We start from the raw sequence: 25253 nt of genomic DNA on the forward strand, positions 1-25253 counted from the left end.
TTTTCTTAGACCCTTTTATCCAATGGTAATCCTCTCAGCCGGCAGCTGCACATGAGGCTTGCGGCTGGACCTGGTGAATGCAAGCGCAAAGGACAGGCTGCCGATACGTCCGCAGTACATCAGGATAATGATTACAATCCTCGAAAGCGGATTCAGGCTTCTGGTCACGCCCGTACTCATGCCGGATGTGCCGATGGCCGAACACGTCTCAAAAAACACATCTGACATAGGCAGGTTCTGGAACACCATGATCAGGATGGTTGCCGTGAGCATCAGGCTCAGGTTGATGGTCAGGATACAGGCTGACTGGCGGATGGATTCATCCTGAAGCCTCCTGCCGAATATCTCCACGCCATAGGTCTGGCGGATATTGGAATGGACATACAGAAGCAGCACGGCCAGCGTGGTGGTCTTGATGCCTCCTGCCGTGGAGCCGGGGCTGCCGCCAATGAACATCAGCATGGCCGACAGGAACTTGCTCCCGTCTGTCAGGGCCGCCGTGTCCACATTGTTGAATCCGGCTGTCCTTGGCGTCACCGCGCTGAAAAAGCAGGCTAGGAACTTCTGCGAACCGTTCATCCCCACCAGGATGTTGTCCCGCTCCATCAGATAAAACAGGATGGTCCCACCTGCCAGCAGCACTGCCGTGGTGACCAGCACTATCTTGGTGTGGAGCAGGTAATGGCGGACATCCCACCGTTTCCTGTACAGGTCGTCCCACACAATGAATCCGATACCGCCGATGATTATCAGGGTGGAAATGGTCCCAATCACCACCCAGTCCCCTGCATAGGAGCACAGGGAGCTGTACTGCTCCGTATGTCCCATCAGATCAAATCCTGCATTACAGAACGCGGATATGGAATGGAATATGCCATACCAGGTGCCGCGGAACAGTCCGTACTGCGGAATGAAACGGAGGGACAATATGATGGCGCCCGCCCCCTCAAAAATCGCAGTTCCTATGATGATCCGTTTTGCCAGCTTCACCATGCCGCCAATCTGCAGCGTGTTGACGCTCTCTTCCATAAGTCCCCGTTCCTTTAACCCGATTTTGCGCCTCAGCACAATGGAGAGGAATATACCGATACTGATGAAGCCCAGCCCGCCCAGCTGGATCATGATCAGCAAAAGCGCCTGTCCAAACAGGCTCCACTGGGTCCAGGTGTCCGCCACCACCAGCCCGGTCACGCAGGTGGCGCTGGTAGCCGTAAACAGGCAGTTGAGGAACGGCTCGCCCTGTCCGTCCCTGCTGGATACCGGCAGCATCAGCAGCAGGGTTCCTGTCATGATTATCAGGAAGAATCCATATGCAATGAATTGTGTCTGTGATATATGTTTTTTTAAATGCTTCTGTTTAAAATCATACAGCTTCTCTTTCATGTTCCCCTCACTTAACCCTTTTGCGGAATATGGCACAGATTGACATCCCAAATCCCAGGGGCATTTTTATGGAAATCCTTCCCACGAACTGCATTGTATCACTTGTTTCACGGTATGTCTACCTGCAAATGGCCGGTCCGGCTAAATTCCCGGAAATGTCCGGCTGAATCGTGCAGTCCAATCCTCCTGCCTCACGTCCGGAGCCGCCCTAAGGACTGCCATGCCATGAACAGGATGAACACCAGGAGGTTTACCACCACCACGCTGGCCCCGGCCGGCGTTGAGAACTGATAGGAGGCCGTCATTCCTATTATAAAGCATAGGACGGACAATATACCCGCGGACACCACAACACTGCCAAAGCTTTTAAACACCCGCATGGAGGAAAGGCATGGGAAGATAATCAGGCTGGAAATCAGCATGGCGCCCATCATGCGCATGCCCAGCACGATGGTCACTGCCGTGAGCACGGCAATCACCACATTATAGAAGCCCACATTGACCCCGGTTGCCTTTGCAAAATTCTCGTCAAATGTAACTGCGAATATCTTATTGTAGCACACCAGGAACAGGATAAGCACCACCACCGACAGCACGGCGGACAGCGCCACATCCTCACGGCTCATGGCCAGGATGCTGCCGAACATATAACTGCTCACATCCGTGGTCAGCCCCGTGGTCAGGGAGGTGACTATGATGCCGATGGCCAGTGCGCTGGCAGATATCAGCGCAATGGCCGCATCGCTTTTTATCCTGCTGTTCTCCGTAATCCTCAGCAGGAAAAATGCCGCCAGGACCACCACCGGGATGGATACCTTCAGCGGGGACCAGCCCATGGCCAGGGCAACGGATAACGCTCCGAAGGATACATGGGAAAGCCCGTCCCCAATCATGGAATACCGTTTTAACACCAGGCTTACCCCCAGGAGCGAGGCGCACAGGGATACCAGCATCCCGCCCACAAGCGCCCTTACAAGGAAGGGGTATGATAACATTTCGCCGATGATATTCATTGTCTCTCCTCCTTCTTCTCAGCCGGATGTACGTGGAGCTTTGGCACATGGCAGCCTGCCGTGGGCTTGCACCGGCCCTGTTCCTTCTCATGGAAGAAATGGCCTGCCGCCTTGCTGTTCATATAGTCATGGGCAGGTCCGTAGAACATGACCCGCTTCTGTAAATGAAGGATTTTGTTGGCCTCCTCCACCGCATTCCTCAAATCATGGGAAACCATCAGGATGGCCACCCCGTCTTCCCGGTTCAGGCGCCGGAGCATGGCATAGAATTCCTGGATTGCCATCGGATCCAGGCCTGTAATGGGTTCATCCAGGATCAGCAGCTGTGTGGTGGCACACAAGGCCCTGGCAATCAGCACCCTCTGCTGCTGTCCACCTGACAGTTCACGGTAGCATAAATCCTTAAGGGGGGTGATGCCCAGCTTCTCCATGTTCGTTCCTGCAATCTCCTTTTCAACCCTGGAATAAAAGGGTTTCCACCCCCGCCTGCTGAGGCATCCGCTTAACACTACCTCCAGCACCGTGGCCGGAAAATCCTTCTGGGCAGCCGTCTGCTGGGGCAGGTATCCGATTCCCGAACCCTTCAGCTCATCGGATACCGTCAGCCTCCCTGCCGTGGGCTTTAAAAGGCCAAGAAGGCCCTTCATGAGCGTACTCTTGCCTGAACCATTTTCCCCAACGATACACAGGTAATCGCCAGGGTTGACCTCCATGTCCACATCCACCACCGCGTCCTGGTTATCGTATCCAAAATCAACATGTTCACATTTAATTAAAGGTGTCATCTCATACCTCATCTTTTTCATTGCTGCCAATACTACTCAAGGCCCTTCCTAAGGTTCTCCACATTCTGGTTCATCAGCTGAAGGTAGGTAACCCCTTCGTCAAACTGTTTCCTTGTCACATTATGGCAGGAATGGAGAAGGAGCGGAACCGCCCCGGTCTCCTCGCTGATGATTTCCGCCGTGCGGTGGCTGGACAGCTCCAGGTAATACACCCCGTGGATCTGTTCCTCCTTCACCTTGTCAATCAGGTAGGCGATGGTTTTGGCGCTTGGCTCCGTATCCGTGCTGCAGCCGGAAAATGCGGCCCTGTAGGAAAGCCCGTACTCGTCCGCAAAGTACCGGAACGGGAACTTGTCCGCAACCACGATCATATGGTTCCTTCCCTGCGCCACCACCTGCCTGAACCGTCCGTCCAGGTCCTTCAGCTCCTCAATGTAGGCATCCGCATTGGCCTTGAACCGGCCGCTGTCCTCTGGGGCGGCTTCCATCAGGGTCTGGCTGATGATCCTTACAATGGCCTGGGCGTTCACAGGTGAGGTCCAGATATGCTCATCATATTCAATATCCATCTCATGCCCGTCCCTGTCATCGTATGCATGCAGTTCCGGCACGCCTTCATGGTCCCCGTAAGCACTAGTGTCTTCCATGTATCCATGGCCGTCTTCCATGTGTCCGTGGGCGTCTTCACCAGGTTCATGGGCATTTCCCCCATGTACGTGGGCGTCTTCCCCATGCTCATGGGCATCCTCCATGCCCTCCACATGCTCCTCCTCCACCGCGTCCACGTAATCCATCATGGTGAGTATCTTCATATGGCTGGTATCCAGTGAATCCAGCACCTGTCCGACCCAGTGTTCCATCTCCCCGCCGTTGAGCACCAGCACGTCCGCCTCCTGCATGGCAATCATGTCCGCAGGCGTGGGCTCAAAGGAATGGCTGTCCATCCCGGCCGGGACAATCAGCTTCAGCTTCACCCTGTCCCCTGCAATCTGGCGCACAAAATCATAATAGGGGAAAATCGTGGTGACAACGCACAGACGGTCATCCGCCCCATCCCGGACCTCACCCCCATGGCTGCCGCCCCCAGGCCCTGTCCCCGGCCTGGCGCCGCACCCCCACGCGCCAAGGATGGTCCCGGCTGTCACAAGCAGCGCCATCAGCCAGGCCATCCTTTTTAGTTTCGTATTCTTTTCCCTATTCAATTCCATTCACATCCTTTATATACCGCACCACATCCACGGGATGGTCCGCTATCAGTTCCGGGTTAAATGCCTCCAGCTCTTCCCTGTCCCTGAAGCCCCATGTGACGCCCACCGTATCCACCTGGGCGTTCTTACCAGTGCGCATGTCCGTATTGGTGTCCCCCAGATACAGCACCTCTTCCCGGTCCACCCCCAGTTCCTCCATCAGCGCCCACACGCCGTCCGGGGACGGTTTTTTCCTGATTCCCTTGTCCTCGCGCTCCCCATAGACCAGGTCGAACCTGCCCTTTCCGAATACGCCCTCCACATTGTCCAGGGTCCTTGGATGGGGCTTGTTGGACAACACCGCTGTTTTTATATGGTTCTCCTTCAGGAAATCCAGCAGTTCCATGATTCCGTCATACGCCTTTACACGGTACATACAGCACCCTTTGAAAATCTCCGGATACAGATTCACTGCCTCCCCGTAATGTTCAAGCTTACTGTCCCCGCAGGCCTCCAGGGCGCGCTCCAGCAGCTTCTTATATCCATCGCCCACGAAAACACGGCACTCATCCACTGAAACCTGCCTCATCCCCCACTTCTCCAGGGACAGGTTCACAGACCTCTGGATTGCATATATGGAATTAACAAGTGTCCCGTCCAAATCAAAAATACAGCATTTATACATTATGGTTTCCATCCCTTTCCATTCATATACTCCGGTTTTCAACACAAAGTACATCATAGCACAATTCCCTCTGTTTGACCAGTACCACCCATATACAGGTCTGCCCGCGGGCATGCATTTGACACCCATCCGTCCCCATGCTATACTTTTCCCATAACAAACACACCAGCAGTTTACAAATTTAAAGGAGCACATTATGAGTAACCCTTATGTAATAACCTGTTGTTCCACTGCAGACATGCCCAAGCACTACCTGGCAGAACGGGGAATCCCTTATGCCTGCTTCCATTTCAGGATGGAAGATAAAGAATATGATGATGATTTAGGCAAATCCATTTCACTTGAGGAATTTTATCAAAAAATCCGTGACGGCGCCATGCCCACCACGTCCCAGGTGAATCCCGAACAGTATGAGGCCATGTTTGAGCCAATATTAAAAGAAGGAAAGGATATCATCCACCTGACCCTGTCCACCGGTATATCCGGAACCTATAATTCTGCTGTCATTGCCAGGGACGAGATGTTGGAGCGCTATCCTGAACGCCGCATCGAGATAATCGACTCCCTGACAGCTTCCGTGGGATACGGTCTTTTGCTGGATACGGCCTGGGAGAGGATGCAGGCCGGAGCGGATTATGAAGAACTGGTTTCCTGGATCAAAGAACATAAGTTACAGCTGCACGGATGGTTCTTCACAACCGACTTAAGCCACCTGAGGAGAGGCGGCAGGATATCGGCCTCCGCGGCCTTTTTCGGCAACATGCTGAACATATGTCCGCTGATGAATATCAATCATGAGGGAAAACTGATTCCCCGGGACAAATTCCGGGGCAGGAAGAAGGTAATAAGAGAACTGGCCGAACGGATGAAGCTCCATGCCTTGGACGGCACCGGATATTCCGGCAGATGTTTTATCTGCCACTCCTCCTGCCCCGAGGACGCCGCGGCCGTGGCATCCCTGATTGAGGAGAACTTTCCCAATCTGGACCAGAAGCCGTTCCTGGCGGAAATAGGAACCGTAATCGGCTCCCACACAGGTCCCGGCACAGTAGGTATATTCTTCTGGGGCGATAAGAGGACGGATTAAGTCTTACCCTTCCTTCCCGGCCATGACATACAGGGCCGCGAATCCCAGGGCTGCGGCAATCACGCCGTACACAATATCAATGCCCTGGGGTATGCCTGGAAACAGTTCGGGAAGGGAACCGAACATAAAGCCCAGGATGATGAGGTAGGTGGGCTGGGGATGGCGCTGCATCAGCCCTTCCAGCACCTTGGCCGTAAGGAATATGCCGCCCAGCACGCCTGCGCCAAGTGGAATCAGGGGCAGGATGTTCAGGGTGCTTATGTTCTTTATGATGCCCTCATAGATTCCCAGCATATATAACATCTGGGACACGCTGATTCCCGGAAGCACCAGGCCCACCGCGATGATCACGCCGCCTGCAAGCTGGATCAGGACAGCGCCGGGGCCAAAGCTTCCGTCCGGTGCAAACAGCCCGGCCGGGAGCAGGGCCAGGATGACCACCCCAAGGATTCCTATAATAGGATAGGCAACCGCTCCAAGGCTGATCCTCCTGATACCGGCCTCCCTGTATATCATGGGCACGCCCCCGGCCACTGCCCCCAGGAAGAAGAAGCGGAGGGGTACATCTGCCCTGGTGGTGAACAGGAAGCTTATGAACCTGGAAAACAGCACCATACCCACTCCCGCCCCCAGGACGAAACGCACCAGGAAGGACATGCTCTTTCCCGGATTCCTGAAAAATGAACTGACCGAGGAAATCAGCCGGTCATAGACCCCCAGTATCATTGCCATAGAACCGCCGCTGACGCCCGGCACGGTCATGGTGCCGCCAATCCACATTCCTTTTAATATCGTAATCAGATTATCCCTATCCATTCTCAAGCTCCTTTTTCCGTTATCTGGTCCATTGTACCCTATTGAATACAAAATGGGAATTAATTTTCTGTATATATTATGCCTGAAAATGCCCTCTTATTGCTGCTTTTCCAAACTGTCTGCGCCGCAGACCGCAAAAAGCCCCGGAACATATAGGTTCCAGGGTGTGTTTGAAAATTGCTTTCCGTCAGCTGTGCGTCCCACTTCGTGGGAGATTTGGTCCCGATGAGGGAGGCGTAGCGAGCTACGTTGACCGAATTGGGACCAAATATACCGCGAAGTGGGGCGTGCAGATGGCGGGAATGAATTTTCAAACACACCCTGGGGCTTTTTCAGGGAATATGATTATATAGGAATGATGGTTATGTACGGATGGTCCTGTTTAGAATCCCATTCCGTAGGAAAATCCGTTGCTGCAGGACCCGGTGCTGCAGCCGCTGCCCTGGCAAGTACTGCCTGTGCAGTTACCGCCCGCACAGCCTGGATTCAGGCCGCACTGTGAACCGCCTGCGCTTACGCCCATACGGCTTAAGATGGCATCCAGCTCCTGTCCGCCGTTCTGATAGCAGACAGCCTGGGGGCAGTTGGCGGTGTCATAGAGCGCTGCGTTGTACTGATTCATATTTGCCATATTGGTGCCGCATACATTGCCCAACAGGGCTGCTGCGGCCATGGTTGAAACTGGTAACATAGTTTTGTCCTCACTTTCCCATTTTAAAATGTTACAAATGTATTTCTTTTTTGTTACAAAACTATATTACCACAATTAGGATTCCTTGTGTCAGGGAGTAATTGGGGGATTTCCCAGAATATGGGAGACAAGATTCGATTTATTTTTAGTTATATTTGTCCCACTGCGTGAATATATTTTTACTATTATGTAACCGACCCTGTATCAAGGCAGGCTGCAGGCGGTTACTATTATATGACAGGGGATTTTACATTATGCTAAATAACGTCAAGAAAAACGTAAGTACATCATTTCCATTTCTCAGGTCCGACCGCCACTTTGCCCATACGCAGGAAATATTCGATACCGTCCAGACCATGAACATAAGCCAGACACTGAATTTTTCCATCCTGCTCATCCTCATGGAGCTGGGCAACCTGATCAGCTACTGGGCCGTGGACATAAGAAGCCGTCTTATCTCCCCCACCAGCTTCGCCATACTCATATTCCTCCTGTACATGGGCTTTAATATATTTTACTGTGATTATCTGCTGGGACTGGAGCGCAATGGGCGGACCAGGAAGCTGCTCCAGTGCCACACCTATTCCTTTACCATCATGTTCAGCCTGTTCTGTCTCTGCATGAACTACCTCTGCCTGAAGGGCAGGATGAGTGCGGAAAGCGTGCTCCTGTTCTATATTTACCTGGCGGCAGGCCCTATCTATACGTACAAGGAAGCCCTGGCAGCCATTGTCACCACCGGTGCGCTGGCCCTTCCTTCTTTTGTTGCCCAGAAAGCGCCTGTATCCATGTACTCCAACATGTTCCTGTACAGCTTCACCAGCCTGTTCCTGTCACAGATGCGCTGCCGCATCACAGGAAACAACCTGAGGCTTTTAAGGGAAGCCTGGGACGAACAGGTATATCTCCAGGACCGGGCTGACAACGACCCCCTGACCCAGGTCCTTAACCGCAGCGGTTTTTCCGTGCGGCTGGAACAGCTGATTCCCGCTGCCATCCAGCTCTATGTGCCCATCGCCGTCATCATGGTGGACATCGACTATTTCAAGCAGTACAACGACACCTTCGGCCATATGGCCGGGGATGAATGCCTGAAAAAGGTGGCTGCTGCCCTGGCTTCCCGCATCCACCAGGGCAGGGATTTAATCTGCCGTTTCGGCGGGGAGGAATTCCAGATCCTTCTGTATGGGATTAAGCCCGAGGACGCCCTCCACGCTGCCGACCGCCTCCGCCAGGCTGTGGCCGACCTGAAGCTGCCCGCCGCCGACAGACGCACGGCTCCCTATGTCACCATCAGCGTAGGTGTCTCCAGCGCGGTCCCTTCCTCCATGGAGACATATAACGGCATGATAAAGGCAGCCGACGATGAACTGTATTACGCCAAGAATCACGGCAAGAACATGGTGTCCTTCCGGGAACTGCCGCCCGAAAAGGAATCCGTCCCAAGTTCCGTATCCGTAACCCGGTGCATGGCCGTATCATGTGAGCTGCCCAAATCATGATATTATTTCACAAAAATGCTCTCCGCATAGTTGACGGAAGCCATTGCGTCCCGGCAGTACATGTCCGCATCAATGGTCCTGGCATATTCTTCCGTAAGGACCGCCCCTCCGACCATGACCCTGGCCCATGGCGCGGCTGTCCTCAGCCTGCGGATGGTCTCCTCCATGCTTGGGACCGTGGTGGTCATCAGGGCGCTGAGTCCCACAAGCTGAACCTTCCTGCCCATGGTTTCCTCCACTATCCGCTCCGGAGGCACGTCCTTGCCCAGGTCCACCACCTCATATCCGTAGTTCTCTAACAGTACCTTCACTATATTCTTGCCAATGTCATGGATATCGCCTTTTACCGTTGCAAGTACGATGGTTCCCTTTTTCTCCTGTACCTGGCCCTTGGCGTCCATCTTTGTCTTGATGACCTCAAAGGCTGCTTTTGCCGCTTCCGCGCTCATGAGAAGCTGCGGGAGGAAGATGGTTCCCTTCTCAAATCCCTTTCCCACCCGGTCCAGGGCCGGAATCATCTGGTCATTGATGATTGCCAGGGGTTCCTTTTCCTCCAAAAGCGCGGTGACCGCCTGATGGGCCGCATCCTTCAGCCCCCGCTCAATGGCCGCGGACAGGGAGCAGTCCGTGCTTTCCCCTGCTGCGGCAGTCCCGCCTTTTCCTATGGTCTGTCCCAGACCGGCGGACTGGCCGCTGTATACACCGATGTACTGGCTGCACTGGGCATCCCTGTCCATAAGGGCATTGAAGCTGTAGAATGCCCGCATCATGGCTTCCGAATTAGGATTGATGATGGCTGCGTTTAAGCCCGCCTCCATGGCCATGGTAAAGAATGCGGCGTTGATGATTTCCCGTTGAGGCAGTCCGAAGGAAATGTTGGAAACTCCCAGGATGGATCTGCCTCCCAGTTCATCCCGGATGCGGCGGAGCGTGTCCAGGGTGGTCAGGGCGCCTTTGCTGTCTGAACTTACCGTCATACAGAGGCCGTCCAGTATGATATCCTCGGCCCCGATGCCATAGGACGCGGCCGTGTCTATAATCTTGCGCCCCACTTCAATCCGTCCTCCGGCTGTCTCCGGGATCCCGCCTTCATCCAGGCACAGGCCCACCACCACGCCGCCGTACTTTGCCACCAGCGGGAATACCTGGTGCATGACCTCTTCCTTGCCATTGACCGAATTAATCAGGGGCTTTCCATTATATACCCGCATGGCCCGCTCCATGGCTTCCATATCCGACGTGTCAATCTGAAGCGGCAGGTCTATGATGCTCTGAAGCTCCTTCACCACTTCCTCCATCATGGATGGTTCGTCAATCCCCGGCAGGCCCACGTTCACATCCAGCACATCCGCGCCATTATCCTGCTGGCTTACGCCCTCCCTCAGGATGTATTCCAGGTCATGGTCCCTCAGGGCCTGTTTGAACTTGGATTTACCCGTGGGATTGATGCGTTCCCCGATGATTACGGTTTTCCCGCCGATTACCACTGCCTGTGCATAGGAAGAAATGACGGTGCGCTTCTTAGGCTCTGGCAGGCGGACAGGAATATCCCTGCAGCGTTTAACGGTTTCCCGTATGTGCGCCGGGGTGGTACCGCAGCATCCGCCCACCACGGCGGCCCCCAATTGAGCGATTTCCTCCATGGCAAGGGCAAACTGCTTCTCATCAATATCATAGACCGTCCTGCCCTCCTCGCTTCTTGGGAGGCCCGCATTGGGGTTCACCAGCACGGGAAGGGAGGTCACCTTCATGATGTCCCTGAGGATTTCCTTCATCTGCACAGGGCCAAGGCCGCAGTTGATTCCCAGGGCATCCACCCTCAGTCCCTCCAGCAGGGCCACGGTGGACTCCACATTGCCCCCGGTCAGAAGTTTTCCCTTCTCATCGTATATGACCGTTGCAAACACAGGAAGGGGTTCCCCATCCTCCCGGCTTATGCCTGCTTCCTTTGCAGCCAGCACAGCCGCCTTTAATTCATAGCTGTCGCTCATGGTCTCAATCAGGATAAGGTCAGCGCCTGCCTTTGCACCCGCGGTGACAACCTCTTTATAAAGGCTGACCGCTGCCTCAAACTCCAGGTCCCCCAGCGGTTTCAGCAGCTTTCCCGTGGGGCCCAGGTCCAGCGCCACATATCCGTGTCCTGCCTCCTCCACCGCTGCCCTGGCATGGCCCACTGCCGCTGCCACGATTTCCTCCAGGTTATCCCTGTACTTCAGCCCATTAGCCCCAAATGTATTGGTGGTCATGATATCGGCCCCTGCCGCCAGGTACTGTCTGTGGATGTCCCTGAGCACCTCGGGGTGTGTCAGGTTCCACAGCTCCGGCAGTTCCCCTGCCTTAAGGCCCTGGGCCTGAAGCAGGCTTCCCATGCCGCCGTCACAGAACAGGCGGCGCACTTTCATTTCCTCTAATATTCTCATTGTCAGTCCTCGCAAGCTAATATATCCTGTACCAGGATGTCCACATGCTCCTCACTGGTAATCCAGCTGGTGCAGAGGCGTATGGCCGTGTGGCTGTCATCCACGCGTCCCTGATGGGTGTAGCTGAACCTTCCCTCCCACTGCTTAAGCACCTTGTCCGGCATGATGGGGAATACCTGGTTCGTGGTATTGTATACCAGGAACGGGTATCCCTTATCCGTACAGGCCTTTCTGATCCTGTCCGCCAGACGGTCCGCGTGCCTGCCCAGCTCCATGTACAGCCCGTCCCTTAGAAGTTCTGAGAACTGGATTCCCAGAAGGCGTCCTTTGGCCAGCATTCCGCCTCTCTGCTTGATATGATAGCGGAAATCTGACTTAAGCTCCTGGTTCAGGATGACCACCGCCTCGCCGAACAGGGCGCCCACCTTGGTGCCTCCGATATAAAACACATCGCAGTTGGCAGCCAGCACCGGAAGGTCCACGTCATTGCCCTCGGCCATAAGGCCGTAGGCCAGGCGCGCCCCGTCCACAAACAGGTACAGCCCGTACTTCCTGCACACACCGTAAAGCGCTTCCAGCTCCGCCCTTGTGTAAATGGTCCCCAGCTCCGTAGGGTTGGATATATACACCATCTTGGGCTGTACCATGTGTTCAAAGCTCTCGTCGTGGATGTGTTCCAGGTAAAGCGTCTCCACCTGGCCGGCGCTTATCTTGCCATCCTCCGACGCAAGGGCCAGGACCTTGTGTCCGGTTGCCTCAATGGAACCTGTCTCATGGACATTAATATGGGCGGACACAGCGCCCACAACGCCCTGATGGGGCCTGAGGGCAGATGCAATCACCGTCATGTTGGCCTGGGTCCCGCCCACCAGGAAGTGCACGTCAGCATCTTCCCGTTTACAGAGTCCCCGGATGATGGAGGCAGCCTCCTCACAATAGTGGTCCTCCCCGTATCCGGGCGTCTGTTCCAGGTTTGTCTCCATCAGTTTCCTGAGGATGCGCTCATGGGCGCCCTCACTGTAATCGCAGTTAAAACGAATCATTTTCTTTCCTCTCCTTTTCCCTTTCATGGTACAGGTCCCTACCGCCTGTACGCGCAGTCCTTCTTCCCACATGCCTCGCAGCCCTTCACATCACAGCGGTACGGCTTCCTGCTGGCGCCCATCACGGCCGTGACAGATTTGGAAGGCATCATGAGAAGGCTGTCCGTAAGCTTGATGCCGATGCGCTTGCCTGCCTCCAGACAGTCTAACAGCCGGCTCTGGCAGTCCAGCGGGAAATCTCCGTAGCCCGGACTGAACCTTGGGCGCAGATACCAGCCGTCCGCCTCGTAATCCGCCTTCAGGCCGGCGCAGACCTGGTCGCAGTATTCCTCTATCATGGCAGTGGCAGCGGCCTGCATGATAACGGCCTTGCTCATCTGGAGACGGTTATACTTCCCGATCAGATGGTCCGCCCCCGTGCCCAGGGTGGCTGCGAATACAAGGATCCTGCCGCAGTCCGCCAGGTTTCTTGCCAGGTTCCTGCTCCTTGTAAGGAAGACCCCGGCATCCACCAGGCCGTCCTGCCCCAGGGCCAGGGGATAATCCCGGCACAGATGCAGGGGCCTGGCTTCCCGGCCAAGTTCCCCGATGCACTGTTCCACCAGCTCCATCACCCGTTCATCCGCTTCATGCCTTCCATATCCCAGATACCGCAGTACTTCCCCCCTGTCAATATCCCGTGTCTCCATCCAATCCTCCTATGGCGTGCATGTGTACTCATTTCCAAGTATTTCTGAAAGATTCTCCTTGATTTTCCCGGCCACATCCGGCTTGTTCATGGAATAGATGTGGATTCCGTTGACCCCGTTGGCAATCAGGTCGATGATCTGGTCCGTTGCATAGGCAATGCCAGCCTGCTTCATGGCAGCCGGATGATCCCCGAACCGGTCCACGATGGACATGAACCTGGACGGCAGGTACGTGCCGGACATCTGTGTGATACGCTTGATCTGTTTCGCATTGGTAACCGGCATGATCCCGGCAATGACAGGGACCGTGATTCCCTTTTCCCGGATGCGGTACAGATAGCTGTACAGGATGCTGTTATCAAAAAACATCTGGGTGGTCACGAAATCGCAGCCAGCCTCCACCTTCTGTTTCAGATAGTCCATGTCCACCGACTTGTTGGCGGATTCCACATGGCCCTCCGGATAGCAGGCAGCGCCGATGCAGAAATCCCCCGACTGTTTGATTTCCCGAATCAGTTCGGACGCATAGTGGTAAACCTTGGGGGTCTGTCCGTTTTCAGGGATATCCCCCCTGAGGGCCAGCACATTCTCAATCCCATGTGCCTTCAGCTCCTTAAGCACCCCCTGTACCTTCTCCCTGGTGGACGACACGCAGGTCAGATGGGCCAGGGGCGTCACGCCGTACTCCTTGATGTCCGAGGCAATGCCCACCGTATAATCGCTGGTGCCTCCGCCTGCGCCGTATGTAACGCTCATAAATGCCGGCTTAAGCTTGGCAATCTCTTTTGCCGCCTTCTCCACCGTATTATAGTTATCTTCTGTCTTAGGAGGAAATACCTCAAAAGACAGGGTGGGCTTCCCCTGTGCCAGTATATCCCGAATCTTCATAATCGCTCTGCCTCTCTTTACTCAAAATGCCCCGGCCCCCTTTTCTGATTCAGGATTGCCGGAGCATGGATACACAGTGCATGTGCGCTGCTGCATGATACAGCAGCCACGTGCACTTACTATTTACATCTCAACCGTCACTTTTTTCAGGTGCCAGATATCCCTTACATACTCCTCAATGGTCCTGTCGGATGTAAACTTACCGCTGTCAGCCACATTGAGGATGGCTGCCTTGGCCCACCACTTCTCATCTCTGTATGCCTTATCCACCTTGGCATGGGCCTCTGCATAGGAACGGAAATCCTTCAGGATGAAGTAGGTATCCGCCTTATCGCTGCTCTTGGTATTCAGCAGGGAGTTATAGATATCCCGGAACAGCTCAGGGTTATCCGGCGCATAGTAGCCGTTAATCAGCTGCATCAGCACCCTGCGGATTTCCTGGTCATTGTTAAAGATATCCATTGGATAATATCCGCCGTTATTCTCATAATTAATGACCTCATCCGATGACATGCCGAAGATGAAGGCATATTCGCTGCCCACTTCCTCAACAATCTCCACATTGGCCCCGTCCATGGTGCCCAGTGTCAGGGCGCCGTTGAGCATGAACTTCATGTTGCCCGTGCCCGAAGCCTCCTTGCTGGCCGTGGAAATCTGCTCACTCACATCAGCAGCCGCAAAGATAAGCTCTGCGTTGCTTACCCTGTAATCCTCAATGAATACCACCTTAATCTTGCCTCCGATGGACTTGTCATTGTTGATTACATCCGCCACGGAATTGATTAACTTGATGGTCAGCTTGGCGCGCTTATAACCGGCCGCTGCCTTGGCGCCGAAGATGAATGTCCTGGGCACCATATCCATGTCCGGATTATCCTTTAACTGGTTATACAGATACATCACATGCAGGATGTTCATCAGCTGGCGCTTATATTCGTGAAGCCTCTTTACCTGTACGTCAAAGATAGAACGGGGGTCCACCTCAATCCCGTTGTGTTCCTTGATATATCTGGCCAGTCGGATCTTGTTCTGGTACTTGATGTTCATGAATTCCTGCTGGCACTTTTCATCGTCCGCATAAATCTCCAGCTTCTTGATATGGGGAAGGTTGGTAATCCACTCATCCCCGATCTTGGAGGTCACCCAGTCAGCAAGCAGGGGATTGCCGTGGAGCAGGAACCTTCTCTGGGTAATGCCGTTGGTCTTGTTGTTGAACTTCTCCGGCATCATCTGATAGAAATCCTTTAACTCCTGGTTCTTAAGGATCTCGGTGTGCAGTCTGGCAACGCCGTTGACGGAAAAGCTGGCTGCAATGGCCATGTAAGCCATCTTCACCTGTCCGTCGTAGATGATGGACATCTTGCGCAGCTTCTCCTGGTTGCCCGGATACATGGACTGGATCTGGTTCTGGAACCTGCGGTTGATTTCCTCCACAATCTGGTAAATCCTTGGAAGCAGGCGTGAGAACAGCTCTATGGGCCATTTCTCCAGGGCCTCTGACATGATGGTGTGGTTGGTGTACGCACATGTCTTGGTGGTCACCTCCCATGCCTCATCCCAGTTCAGGCCTTCCTCATCCAAAAGGATACGCATCAGCTCAGGGATTGCAACCGTGGGGTGGGTATCGTTCAGCTGAAACGCCACCTTCTCATGGAACCTGCGGATATCGTCATGTTTTTCCTTATACTTTGTGATTGCCCTCTGCACGCTGGCGGAGATGAAGAAATACTGCTGTTTCAGGCGCAGTTCCTTGCCCGCATAGTGGTTGTCGTTGGGATACAGCACTTCCACGATGGTCTTGGCAAGGTTCTCCTGCTCCACTGCCTTCTGGTAATCGCCCCGGTCAAAGGAATCCAGGTTAAATGTATTCACCGGCTCCGCATCCCAGATACGCAGGGTATTCACCACGTTATTGCCGTAACCGATTACCGGCAGGTCATAAGGCACGGCGCGGACCGTCTGATAGCCGTCCTGCACGAAATGGTTGGCGCCGTTCACATTCTCAATGCGCACATAGCCGCCGAACTTAACTTCCTGCGCATACTCCGGGCGGCGGATTTCAAATGGGTTGCCGTCCTTCAGCCATTCATCCGGCACCTCAATCTGGTAGCCGTTCTCAATCTTCTGTTTGAACATACCGTAGCGGTAGCGGATGCCGCAGCCGTAAGCAGGATATCCCAGCGTCGCAAGGGAATCCAGGAAACACGCGGCCAGACGTCCCAGACCGCCGTTGCCAAGGGCAGCGTCCGGTTCCTGGTCCTCAATCAGGTTTAAATCAAATCCCAGTTCATCCAGCACTTCCTTAATCTCATCATGGGCGCATATGTTGATGATGTTGTTGCCCAGGGCGCGGCCCATCAGGAATTCCATGGACAGGTAGTATACTGTCTTTGTATCTTTCTTTTCATACTCTTTGTGGGTTGCTATCCACTCGTCGATGATAACATCCTTTACCGCATAGGCAACCGCCTGGAATACCTGCTGGGGCGTAGCCTCGTCAATGGTACGGCGGAACATGTTCTTCACGTTGTCTATCACGCTGCGCTTGAATGTGACTTTATCAAATCCTTTATTCATCGGCACAATCCTCCCTATCCTCATATAGGCGGGGTTTTTTAACCCCGCCTCCCATATTAACATTATTTCATGGTCTTTTCAACACCAAGCATGACTTTTTCGCCGTTGATGCCCCACTCCTTGGCGTAGCCGCCCATCCTTCCAAGGAAGATGGTATCAGCCATTACCTCGGCCTTGATCTGGTCTGCATTGGCCTTCAGAAGCTCTGCAATCCTGTCATTGTCATCCTGGTAAACAGCGATATGGTCCATGACCTCAAAACCTGCTTCCTTACGCATGGTCTGGATCTTGCTGATGATCTCGCGGACAAAGCCTTCCTCAACCAGCTCCGGTGTCAGGTTGGTATCCAGCACCACGGTCAGGTAGTTGTCCTCTTCCGTCACATATCCGTCCTTCTGTGATACGTCAATCAGAAGGTCGTCCTTTGTCAGCACCACTTCCTGCCCTGCGAAGTCAAAGGTCAGGGCGCCGCTTTCATTCAGCGTATCCATGGCGGCGCTGCCGTCAATATCCGTAAGGGCCTGGCGGATCTGTCCCAGGAGTTTCCCGTACTTGGGTCCCACCGTCTTAAGCTGGGGCTTAAAGGTATAGGAGGTAAATTCCCTCACATCATCGGAGAAGGCCACCTTCTTCACATTCAGCTCATCCTCAATGATCTTCACATAGAACTCGGACAGGGCGTGGTCAGCCTTGATATACATCTGGGCAATAGGCTGGCGGTTCTTGATGTTGGCGGCATTCCTTGCGGCGCGGCCCATGACCACGGCCTTTAAGACTTCATCCATGTCCTGCTCCAGGCTGGTGTCAATCCAGGCCTCCTGCACCTCAGGGAAGTCGCACAGGTGAACGCTTTCAGGCGCATCCGCATCAATCTTCCTGACAATGTTCTGGTAAATCTGCTCTGTCATGAACGGAATCATGGGAGCCGCTGCCTTGGCAACCGTCACAAGGGCGGTATAGAGGGTCATGTAAGCATTAACCTTATCCTGCTCCATGCCCTTGGCCCAGAAACGCTCGCGGCTTCTGCGCACATACCAGTTGCTCATGTCATCCACAAACTCCTGCAGTGACCTTGCGGCCTCGGGAATCTGGTAATTCATCAGGTTATCATCCACACATTTAACCATGGAGTTCATCTTGGAAAGCAGCCACTTATCCATGACAGGAAGCTTATCGTACTCCAGGGTGTGCTTTGTGGCGTCGAAATTATCAATATTGGCATAGAGTACCCAGAATGCATAGGTATTCCACAGGGTGCCCATGAACTTACGCTGTCCTTCGGTCACGGCCTTGTCCTGGTATCTCTTGGGAAGCCAGGGCGCGCTGCAGGTATAGAAGAACCAGCGGATGGCATCCGCGCCATGGGCTGCCAGGGTATCAAAGGGATCTACCGCATTGCCCTTGGACTTGCTCATCTTCTGTCCGTTCTCATCCAGTACCAGGCCCATGACAACAACATTTTCATAAGGCGCCTTGTTAAAGAGCAGGGTGGATTCAGCCAGCAGGGAATAGAACCATCCGCGGGTCTGGTCCACTGCCTCGGAGATGAACTGTGCCGGGAACTGTGATTCAAACAGTTCCTTATTCTCAAATGGATAGTGGTGCTGTGCAAATGGCATGGCGCCGGAGTCAAACCAGCAGTCAATGACCTCGGGAACGCGCTTCATAAGCCCGCCGCACTTGGGACACTTGATATTCACATTGTCAATATACGGACGGTGAAGCTCGATGTCCTCCGGACAGTTGTCGGACATGCTCTTTAACTCTTCAATGCTTCCGATGGAATGCTGGTGTCCGCACCCGCACTCCCAGATATTAAGAGGCGTTCCCCAATACCGGTTCCTGGAAATGCCCCAGTCCTGGATATTCTCCAGCCAGTCGCCGAAACGGCCCTTGCCGATGGCGTCAGGCACCCAGTTAATGGTATTGTTGTTGCGGATCAGATCCTCCTTCACAGCAGTCATCTTGATGAACCAGGATTCCCTTGCATAGTAAATCAGCGGTGTGCCGCATCTCCAGCAGTGGGGATAGCTGTGTTCAAAAGCAGGGGCTGAGAACAGAAGCCCCCTTGACTTCAGGTCCTTTAACACCAGCGGGTCTGCGTCCTTGACAAAGGTGCCTGCAAATGGTGTCTCACTTGTCATATCACCCTTTGCGTCCACCAGCTGTACAAAGGGAAGGTCATATCTGCGTCCCACATTGGCATCGTCCTCACCGAATGCAGGGGCGATGTGTACGATTCCCGTACCGTCCGTCAGTGTTACGTAGGTGTCGCACACCACGTAATATGCTTTCTTGTGCTGCTTCTCAGCAAGGGGCACGGAGCACCCGTACAGAGGCTCGTATTCCTTATATTCCAGATCCTTGCCCTTGTAATTCTCAAGTACTTCGTAATCCTCGCCCAGCACGGTGGCGGCCAGGGCCTGGGCAATATAATAGGTATAGCCGTCCCCGGTCCTTACCTTCACATAATCCTCCACCGGGTTCACGCAGAGGGCCAGGTTGCTTGGAAGGGTCCAGGGCGTGGTGGTCCATGCCAGGATATAGGCATCCTCGTCCTTTACCTTAAACCGCGCAATGGCGGAACGTTCTTTTACATCCTTGTAACCCTGGGCAACCTCATGGGAGGAAAGGGGGGTCCCGCAGCGCGGACAGTAGGGAACCACCTTAAAGCCCTTGTATAAAAGGCCCTTGTCCCAGATCTGCTTTAACGCCCACCACTCAGATTCAATGAAATTATTCTCATAAGTCACATATGGGTCATCCATATCAGCCCAGAAACCGACGGTGTTGGAGAAATCCTCCCACATGCCTTTGTATTTCCAGACGCTTTCCTTACACTCCCTGATGAACGGCTCCAGCCCGTACTGTTCAATCTGGTCCTTGCCGTCCAGTCCCAGTTTCTTCTCCACTTCCAGCTCCACGGGGAGTCCGTGGGTATCCCATCCCGCCTTACGCGGCACCATGTAGCCTTTCATGGCCCGGTATCTCGGGATCATGTCCTTGATGACACGGGTTTCCACGTGGCCGATATGGGGCTTGCCGTTGGCGGTGGGCGGTCCGTCATAGAACACGTAAGGCTTGCAGCCCTCGCGCATCTTGATGCTCTTCTCGAAGATGTGCTCATCTTCCCAGAATTTTTCCACTTCTTTTTCTCTTTCCACAAACTTAAGGTCTGTGGAGACTTTGTCATACATCCTTGGATTCCTCCATTCCTAGTTTTATATACTCTGGTATGTGCTGTGTTATATGGATTCATATAAAAAAGGCTTCCGTCCCGAACAGGACGAAAGCCGTAAATAACTCCTTCGTTTAACCACCTATTACTGCATACCATCATATGAGTCCCTTTAACGCAGGAATTGCGTCCCGGCTTACCATGCGGCGTGTCCATGCATCCCCTGGATGCCTGCGGACCTTGTCCCATCTTCTCAGCCGGACAGCTCCGGAGTGATATTCAGTCCTGCATTACTGGCACCGGGCTTCCACCATCCCCGGCTCTCTGAGGCGTTCCTGCAGACCTACTGTCTCCTTCACAGCTTTTACCATTTAACTTCTTTATTATAATAATGCCTTGGGGAAATGTCAACCTTAACCGCAATTTTAATCACACACAGCCCTTGTCCGGTGTAATTATTCTGTTACAATCCATCATATACTGTTGACAAATACAACTGACGGCGTTAATATTATACACTATAAATATTTAACATTGTTAACTATTTTTCCAAAAGGAGGAAAAACATGTCGGATGAACGGAATGAGAAAATACTTCAGTCAGAGCTGATGCAGATCATGCAAAGGATGAAGAAAATCAGGCTGAATATCTTATCCGAGCAGGTGATTTATTCGGAATATTATGCATTGGAACAGATTGACCGGTATGTGAAGGAACATCCGGGTTCCATCGGCATCTATGTGTCGGAGCTGGCCGAAAGCATGAAAATCGTGCCCTCTTCCGCCTCCCGCCTGCTTAACACCATGGAGGGAAAAGGACTTATAACAAGAAAAGTCGACACCGGAAGCAGGAGGAATATTTTCGTATGCCTGACGCCTGCGGGCAGGGATATCCTGACCAGCACGGCCCGGGATATGGATCTTCTGAAATCACAGATCATACGGAGGATGGGACCGGAGGATATATCCCGGCTCATCGGACTCTGGGGAAAGCTGGCCGATATCATGGAGGACGAGATGCACCAGCTTCTGGAGCGCAGGAAAAAGAGAACGGAGGAACGGCCATGAGACGCAGCTGCATTACCATTGAACGGCAATATGGAAGCGGAGGACGGGAAGTTGGACGGATCCTGTCCCATAAGCTCGGAATCCCTTTTTATGACGGGGAACTGCTGCTTCTGGCAGCGGAGCGGTTCGGGCTGAATCCCGGGGTCCTGAAGGAAAAGGATGAAAAACGCAGCGGAAGCCTGCTCCACGACATTGCCGTGTTTGCGGGCAGCATGCAGGATTACGGGCGGATGTTTGAGCCTTACCAGCAGTTTGAGGCGGTCAGTGAGACCATACGGCGGCTGGCCATGGAAGGTCCCGGGATTTTCATCGGAAGGTGTGCGGATACGGTCCTGAAAAATGTGTGCGGTTCCCTGAACATTTTCATCTATGCGTCCTCCATGGAGGAACGGATACAGCGGATCCATCATACGGACCATGTGCCCTTAAAGAACATCGAAGCCTATATCCGGCGCAAGGACCAGCAGAGAAGGGAATATTATAAGATGTTTGCTGAAAAGGAATGGGGCAGGATGGAAAACCATGACATCTGCCTGAATACCAGTTCCTTCGGATATGAAGGATGTGCCGATATTATAGCTGCCATGGCTGACAGAGCATCCGGCAGCAGGAAGAAGGAATAAGTTGAGTGTACTTTTTCGATATTTCAAACCATATACACTGTACATACTGCTGGCCATCGTGCTCCTCTTTGGCCAGGCATCATGCGACCTGGCGCTGCCGGACCTGATGTCCGATATTGTAAATGACGGCATCACCACGGGCAACACCTCCTATATCGTGGGCACCGGCTTCAAGATGCTGGGAGTCGCCCTGATCAGCGCGTGCTGCACCGTCACGGTGGGTTTCTTAGGAGCCAGGGCAGCTGCAGGCGTCTGCCGCGGACTGCGCCGGGATGTATTCATATCCGTGGAAGGGTTCTCCAATGCGGAGCTGGACCGTTTCTCCACCTCCTCCCTCATTACCAGGACCACCAATGACATCACCCAGATACAGATGCTGATTGTCATGATGATACGCATGGTGTTCTATGCGCCCATCATGGCTGTGGGCGGCATCCTCCACGCCCTGGCCAAGGATAAATCCATGTCGTGGATCATCGCCCTGGCCGTGGTCCTGCTGTTTACCGTGGTGTTCTCCATGTTCAGCCTTGTGATGCCAAAATTCCAGGTGGTACAAAAGCTCATCGACCGCTTAAACCTGGTGGTCCGCGAGAACCTTGAAGGAATGCTGGTGGTCAGGGCCTTTGATACCCAGGAATTTGAGGAAAACAGGTTCGACACGGTAAACCGGGACCTGACCAAGACCAACCTGTTCGTGAACCGGACCATGTCAGGAATGATGCCTGCCATGATGCTCATCATGAACCTCATAACCCTGCTGGTCATATGGGTCGGCTCCAACCAGGTCTCCGGCTTCCAGATGGAGGTGGGCGATATGATGGCCTACATGCAGTACGTGATGCAGATCATCATGGCCTTCCTGATGATGTCCATGATGTTCATCATGATCCCAAGGGCCATTGTATCCATCAACCGTGTGGTGGAGGTCCTTCAGACTAAATCAAGTATTACCGACCCCAGGCATCCATCATGCCCGGATAAGGTCCGCGGCGTGGTGGAATACCGCAATGTGTCCTTCCACTATCCCGGCGGGGACGGGGATGTCCTTTCAGATATCAGCTTCACTGCCCTTCCCGGACAGATAACCGCCTTCATCGGCGCCACGGGCAGCGGCAAGAGCACCCTGGTCAACCTGCTCCCACGTTTCTATGATGTAACCGGGGGCGAAATCCTCATTGACGGTGTCAACATCAAAGACTGGCCCCTTCACAAGCTTCGCCAGAGCCTTGGGTTCGTGCCCCAGAAAGGAATCCTGTTCTCAGGCACCATCCGCTCCAACCTGGCTTACGGCGACCGGACAGCCAGCGGGGAACAGATTGAACGTTCCGCCCGCATCGCCCAGGCCATGGAGTTCATTGAGTCCAAACCAGACCTTTTTGACACCATGATTGCCCAGGGCGGAGGCAATGTGTCCGGCGGTCAGAAGCAGCGGCTGTCCATTGCCAGGGCTTTGGTGAAGGATGCGCCCATCAATATATTTGACGACAGTTTTTCCGCCCTGGATTTTAAGACGGATGCAAAGCTGAGGGCGGCCCTGAGGGAAGAAACCGGTGACACGACCCAGTTCCTGGTGGCACAGCGTATCAGCACCATCATGAACGCGGACCAGATCATCGTACTGGACCACGGGAAGATGGTGGGCAGGGGCACCCACCGCGAGCTTATGGCAGGCTGTAAGGTCTACCGTGAGATTGCACTGTCCCAGCTCAGCGAGGAGGAATTGCAATGACAGAACAAAAACAATCATCCGCTCCCCGGATGGGCGGCGGCCGCGGCATCCGCGCGGCTGGTGAGAAGGCAAAGGATTTCAAGGGCACCATGCTCCATCTCCTACAATACCTGATGGTGTACAAAGCCTCGGTTGCCGTGGTCATCCTGTTTGCCGCATGTTCCTCCGTCTTCTCCATCATAGGACCCAAGGTCCTTGGCAAGGCCACCACCAAGCTGTTTGAAGGCATGATGGCCTGGATGATGGGCACCGGACTTCTCACCGATTTCCGCTACATAAGGAACTGTCTCCTGCTGCTGGTGGTGCTGTACCTGATATCGGCTGTATTTTCCTATCTGCAGAGCTATATCATGTCGGGTGTCAGCATGAAGGTCACTTACCAGTTCCGCAAGGACATATCAATGAAAATGAACCGGCTGCCCTTAAGCTACTACGACACCAGGACCCACGGCGAGGTGCTGTCCCGCATCACCAATGACGTGGATACGGTGAGCCAGACCCTGAACCAGAGCCTTACGCAGATCATCACCTCGGTCGCGACCCTGGTGGGCGTCCTGATCATGATGATATCCATCAGCATCCGGATGACCCTGGTGGCCGTCATGGTACTGCCCCTCTCCATGGGCCTGATCATGGGCGTTGTGAAGAAATCCCAGCGCTATTTCAAGGGCCAGCAGAAAAGCCTTGGAATGCTCAACGGACACATCGAGGAAATATACGGCGGCCATAATGTGGTCCAGGTCTTTAACGGCGAGGCCGAGGCCATTGAAAAATTCACGGAAATCAACGATGAGCTTTACAAATCAGCGTGGAAATCCCAGTTCCTGTCCGGCATGATGATGCCCATCATGTCATTCGTCAGCAACCTGGGCTATGTGTCCGTATGTCTGTTAGGCGGATATCTGACCGTAAAAAAGGTAATTGACATCGGCGATATCCAGGCTTTCATACAATACATGCGCTCCTTTACCCAGCCCATCACCCAGATTGCCAATATCTCCAACACGCTCCAGTCCACGGCGGCTGCGGCGGAGCGTGTGTTTGAATTCCTGGATGAGCAGGAGGAGGTTCCTGAGACTCAGACGCCCATACAGCCGGAACAGGTGCGGGGGGATGTGGAATTTTCCCATGTGCATTTTGGCTACCGTCCCGACAAACTGATCATCCATGACTTTTCCTCGGTCATCCACGCGGGCCAGACCATTGCCATCGTAGGCCCCACCGGCGCGGGCAAGACAACGGTGGTAAAGCTGCTTATGCGGTTCTACGAACTGAACAGCGGCAGCATATTCATCGACGGGCATAACATCCTGGATTTCACCAGGAACGGCCTGCGCTCCGTGTTCGGCATGGTACTCCAGGAAACCTGGCTCTACAGCGCCAGCATCATGGACAATATCCGGTACGGGAATTTTGATAAAACCGATGAGGAAGTCATGGCAGCCGCAAGGACCGCCCACTGTGATGAATTCATCCGGTCCATGCCGGGCGGCTATCATATGATGATTAATGAGGAGGCCAGCAACCTGTCCCAGGGCCAGAAACAGCTTTTAACCATTGCCAGGACCATCCTGGCAGACCCGCGGATCCTTATCCTGGATGAAGCCACCAGCTCCATTGACACCAGGACCGAGGTTCTGATCCAGAATGCCATGAACAACCTGATGCAGAACAGGACCAGCTTTGTCATTGCCCACCGCCTGTCCACTATCCGGGACGCTGATTTGATCCTGGTCATGAAGGACGGCGACATCATCGAACAGGGTAACCACCAGGAACTGCTGGAGAGGAAGGGCTTCTACGCCGACTTATATCAAAGCCAGTTCGCACTGAACACTTAGCGCCATCCCGCACGCCCAATGGCGGAAGGCCTGAGGCTTCATGAAAGAA

General features: G+C 53.8%; 20 protein-coding genes and 1 pseudogene. 7 read left to right on the forward strand and 14 right to left on the reverse strand.

Annotated features, from left to right (window positions below; translation table 11 throughout):
* Positions 1-15: 15 nt before the first annotated feature.
* From MCJ35_RS12090 to MCJ35_RS12110, 5 genes are all read right to left on the reverse strand, one after another.
* Positions 16-1383, reverse strand: coding sequence for a TrkH family potassium uptake protein (locus MCJ35_RS12090; RefSeq protein ID WP_025486991.1), 1368 nt, complete (start codon positions 1381-1383; stop codon positions 16-18).
* A gap of 191 nt (positions 1384-1574) precedes the next feature.
* Positions 1575-2396, reverse strand: coding sequence for a metal ABC transporter permease (locus MCJ35_RS12095; protein ID WP_008716815.1), 822 nt, complete (start codon positions 2394-2396; stop codon positions 1575-1577).
* Entirely contained in the window at positions 2393-3181 is a 789-nt protein-coding gene (locus tag MCJ35_RS12100; RefSeq protein WP_008716817.1) for a metal ABC transporter ATP-binding protein, read from the reverse strand. The genes MCJ35_RS12095 and MCJ35_RS12100 overlap by 4 nt, the downstream gene beginning before the upstream one ends.
* A 32-nt stretch (positions 3182-3213) precedes the next feature.
* Positions 3214-4389, reverse strand: a complete 1176-nt coding sequence (locus tag MCJ35_RS12105; RefSeq protein WP_227795996.1) for a metal ABC transporter substrate-binding protein — start codon at positions 4387-4389, stop codon at positions 3214-3216.
* Entirely contained in the window at positions 4376-5248 is an 873-nt protein-coding gene (locus MCJ35_RS12110) for an HAD family hydrolase (RefSeq protein ID WP_488473297.1), read from the reverse strand. Before MCJ35_RS12110 ends, MCJ35_RS12105 begins: the two co-directional genes overlap by 14 nt.
* A 1-nt stretch (position 5249) precedes the next feature.
* On the opposite strand from MCJ35_RS12110, the gene MCJ35_RS12115 reads away from it, so the two are divergent.
* Complete coding sequence (locus MCJ35_RS12115) at positions 5250-6140, forward strand: DegV family protein (RefSeq protein ID WP_025486988.1); 891 nt, start codon at positions 5250-5252, stop codon at positions 6138-6140.
* A gap of 3 nt (positions 6141-6143) precedes the next feature.
* Here MCJ35_RS12115 and MCJ35_RS12120 read toward each other — a convergent pair whose 3' ends face one another.
* On the reverse strand, positions 6144-6956 hold the full coding sequence (locus MCJ35_RS12120; protein ID WP_008716825.1) for a DUF368 domain-containing protein: 813 nt from the start codon (positions 6954-6956) through the stop codon (positions 6144-6146).
* Positions 6957-7015: 59 nt separating this feature from the next.
* Positions 7016-7210 (reverse strand): annotated as a pseudogene (locus tag MCJ35_RS32050) (DUF6783 domain-containing protein); the annotation flags it as partial.
* Between MCJ35_RS32050 and MCJ35_RS32055 the strand changes: the two are divergent.
* Positions 7121-7309 (forward strand): DUF6783 domain-containing protein, encoded by a 189-nt coding sequence (locus tag MCJ35_RS32055; protein ID WP_353656117.1) that lies wholly within the window; start codon positions 7121-7123, stop codon positions 7307-7309. The pseudogene MCJ35_RS32050 and the gene MCJ35_RS32055 overlap by 90 nt on opposite strands.
* A 29-nt stretch (positions 7310-7338) precedes the next feature.
* On the opposite strand, the gene MCJ35_RS12125 is transcribed toward MCJ35_RS32055, so the two are convergent.
* Positions 7339-7647 (reverse strand): hypothetical protein, encoded by a 309-nt coding sequence (locus tag MCJ35_RS12125; RefSeq protein ID WP_025486985.1) that lies wholly within the window; start codon positions 7645-7647, stop codon positions 7339-7341.
* 254 nt (positions 7648-7901) lie between these two features.
* On the opposite strand from MCJ35_RS12125, the gene MCJ35_RS12130 reads away from it, so the two are divergent.
* Complete coding sequence (locus MCJ35_RS12130) at positions 7902-9149, forward strand: diguanylate cyclase (RefSeq protein ID WP_025486984.1); 1248 nt, start codon at positions 7902-7904, stop codon at positions 9147-9149.
* Positions 9150-9151: 2 nt separating this feature from the next.
* On the opposite strand, the gene MCJ35_RS12135 is transcribed toward MCJ35_RS12130, so the two are convergent.
* The 6 genes from MCJ35_RS12135 to ileS form a co-directional block, all read right to left on the reverse strand.
* Entirely contained in the window at positions 9152-11569 is a 2418-nt protein-coding gene (locus MCJ35_RS12135; RefSeq protein ID WP_240299499.1) for a homocysteine S-methyltransferase family protein, read from the reverse strand.
* Between the two features lie 2 nt (positions 11570-11571).
* Entirely contained in the window at positions 11572-12612 is a 1041-nt protein-coding gene (locus MCJ35_RS12140; protein ID WP_227795991.1) for a threonine aldolase family protein, read from the reverse strand.
* 38 nt (positions 12613-12650) lie between these two features.
* Positions 12651-13301 carry a vitamin B12 dependent-methionine synthase activation domain-containing protein gene (locus tag MCJ35_RS12145; RefSeq protein ID WP_025486983.1) on the reverse strand — a complete coding sequence of 217 codons (651 nt, stop codon included), beginning with the start codon at positions 13299-13301 and terminating at the stop codon, positions 12651-12653.
* A gap of 9 nt (positions 13302-13310) precedes the next feature.
* On the reverse strand, positions 13311-14189 hold the full coding sequence (metF, locus tag MCJ35_RS12150) for a methylenetetrahydrofolate reductase [NAD(P)H] (RefSeq protein ID WP_008716838.1): 879 nt from the start codon (positions 14187-14189) through the stop codon (positions 13311-13313).
* A 123-nt stretch (positions 14190-14312) separates the two neighbouring features.
* Positions 14313-16766 (reverse strand): glycogen/starch/alpha-glucan phosphorylase, encoded by a 2454-nt coding sequence (locus MCJ35_RS12155; RefSeq protein ID WP_025486982.1) that lies wholly within the window; start codon positions 16764-16766, stop codon positions 14313-14315.
* Positions 16767-16828: 62 nt separating this feature from the next.
* Positions 16829-19963, reverse strand: coding sequence for an isoleucine--tRNA ligase (ileS, locus tag MCJ35_RS12160; protein ID WP_008716841.1), 3135 nt, complete (start codon positions 19961-19963; stop codon positions 16829-16831).
* A 547-nt stretch (positions 19964-20510) separates the two neighbouring features.
* On the opposite strand from ileS, the gene MCJ35_RS12165 reads away from it, so the two are divergent.
* Genes MCJ35_RS12165 through MCJ35_RS12180 form a run of 4 tightly spaced genes read left to right on the forward strand, consistent with a single transcriptional unit; the run spans position 20511 to position 25204 of the window.
* Positions 20511-21011: a MarR family winged helix-turn-helix transcriptional regulator gene (locus tag MCJ35_RS12165; RefSeq protein WP_025486981.1), complete on the forward strand. Its 501-nt coding sequence runs from the start codon at positions 20511-20513 to the stop codon at positions 21009-21011.
* Entirely contained in the window at positions 21008-21634 is a 627-nt protein-coding gene (locus tag MCJ35_RS12170; protein ID WP_025486980.1) for a cytidylate kinase-like family protein, read from the forward strand. Before MCJ35_RS12165 ends, MCJ35_RS12170 begins: the two co-directional genes overlap by 4 nt.
* Position 21635: 1 nt before the next feature.
* Positions 21636-23363: an ABC transporter ATP-binding protein gene (locus MCJ35_RS12175; RefSeq protein WP_025486979.1), complete on the forward strand. Its 1728-nt coding sequence runs from the start codon at positions 21636-21638 to the stop codon at positions 23361-23363.
* Positions 23360-25204 (forward strand): ABC transporter ATP-binding protein, encoded by a 1845-nt coding sequence (locus MCJ35_RS12180; protein ID WP_025486978.1) that lies wholly within the window; start codon positions 23360-23362, stop codon positions 25202-25204. The genes MCJ35_RS12175 and MCJ35_RS12180 overlap by 4 nt, the downstream gene beginning before the upstream one ends.
* The last annotated feature ends 49 nt before the right edge of the window (positions 25205-25253 follow it).

Source organism: Enterocloster sp. OA13, assembly GCF_022440595.1.
GTDB classification, from domain to species: Bacteria; Bacillota; Clostridia; order Lachnospirales; family Lachnospiraceae; genus Enterocloster; species Enterocloster hominis.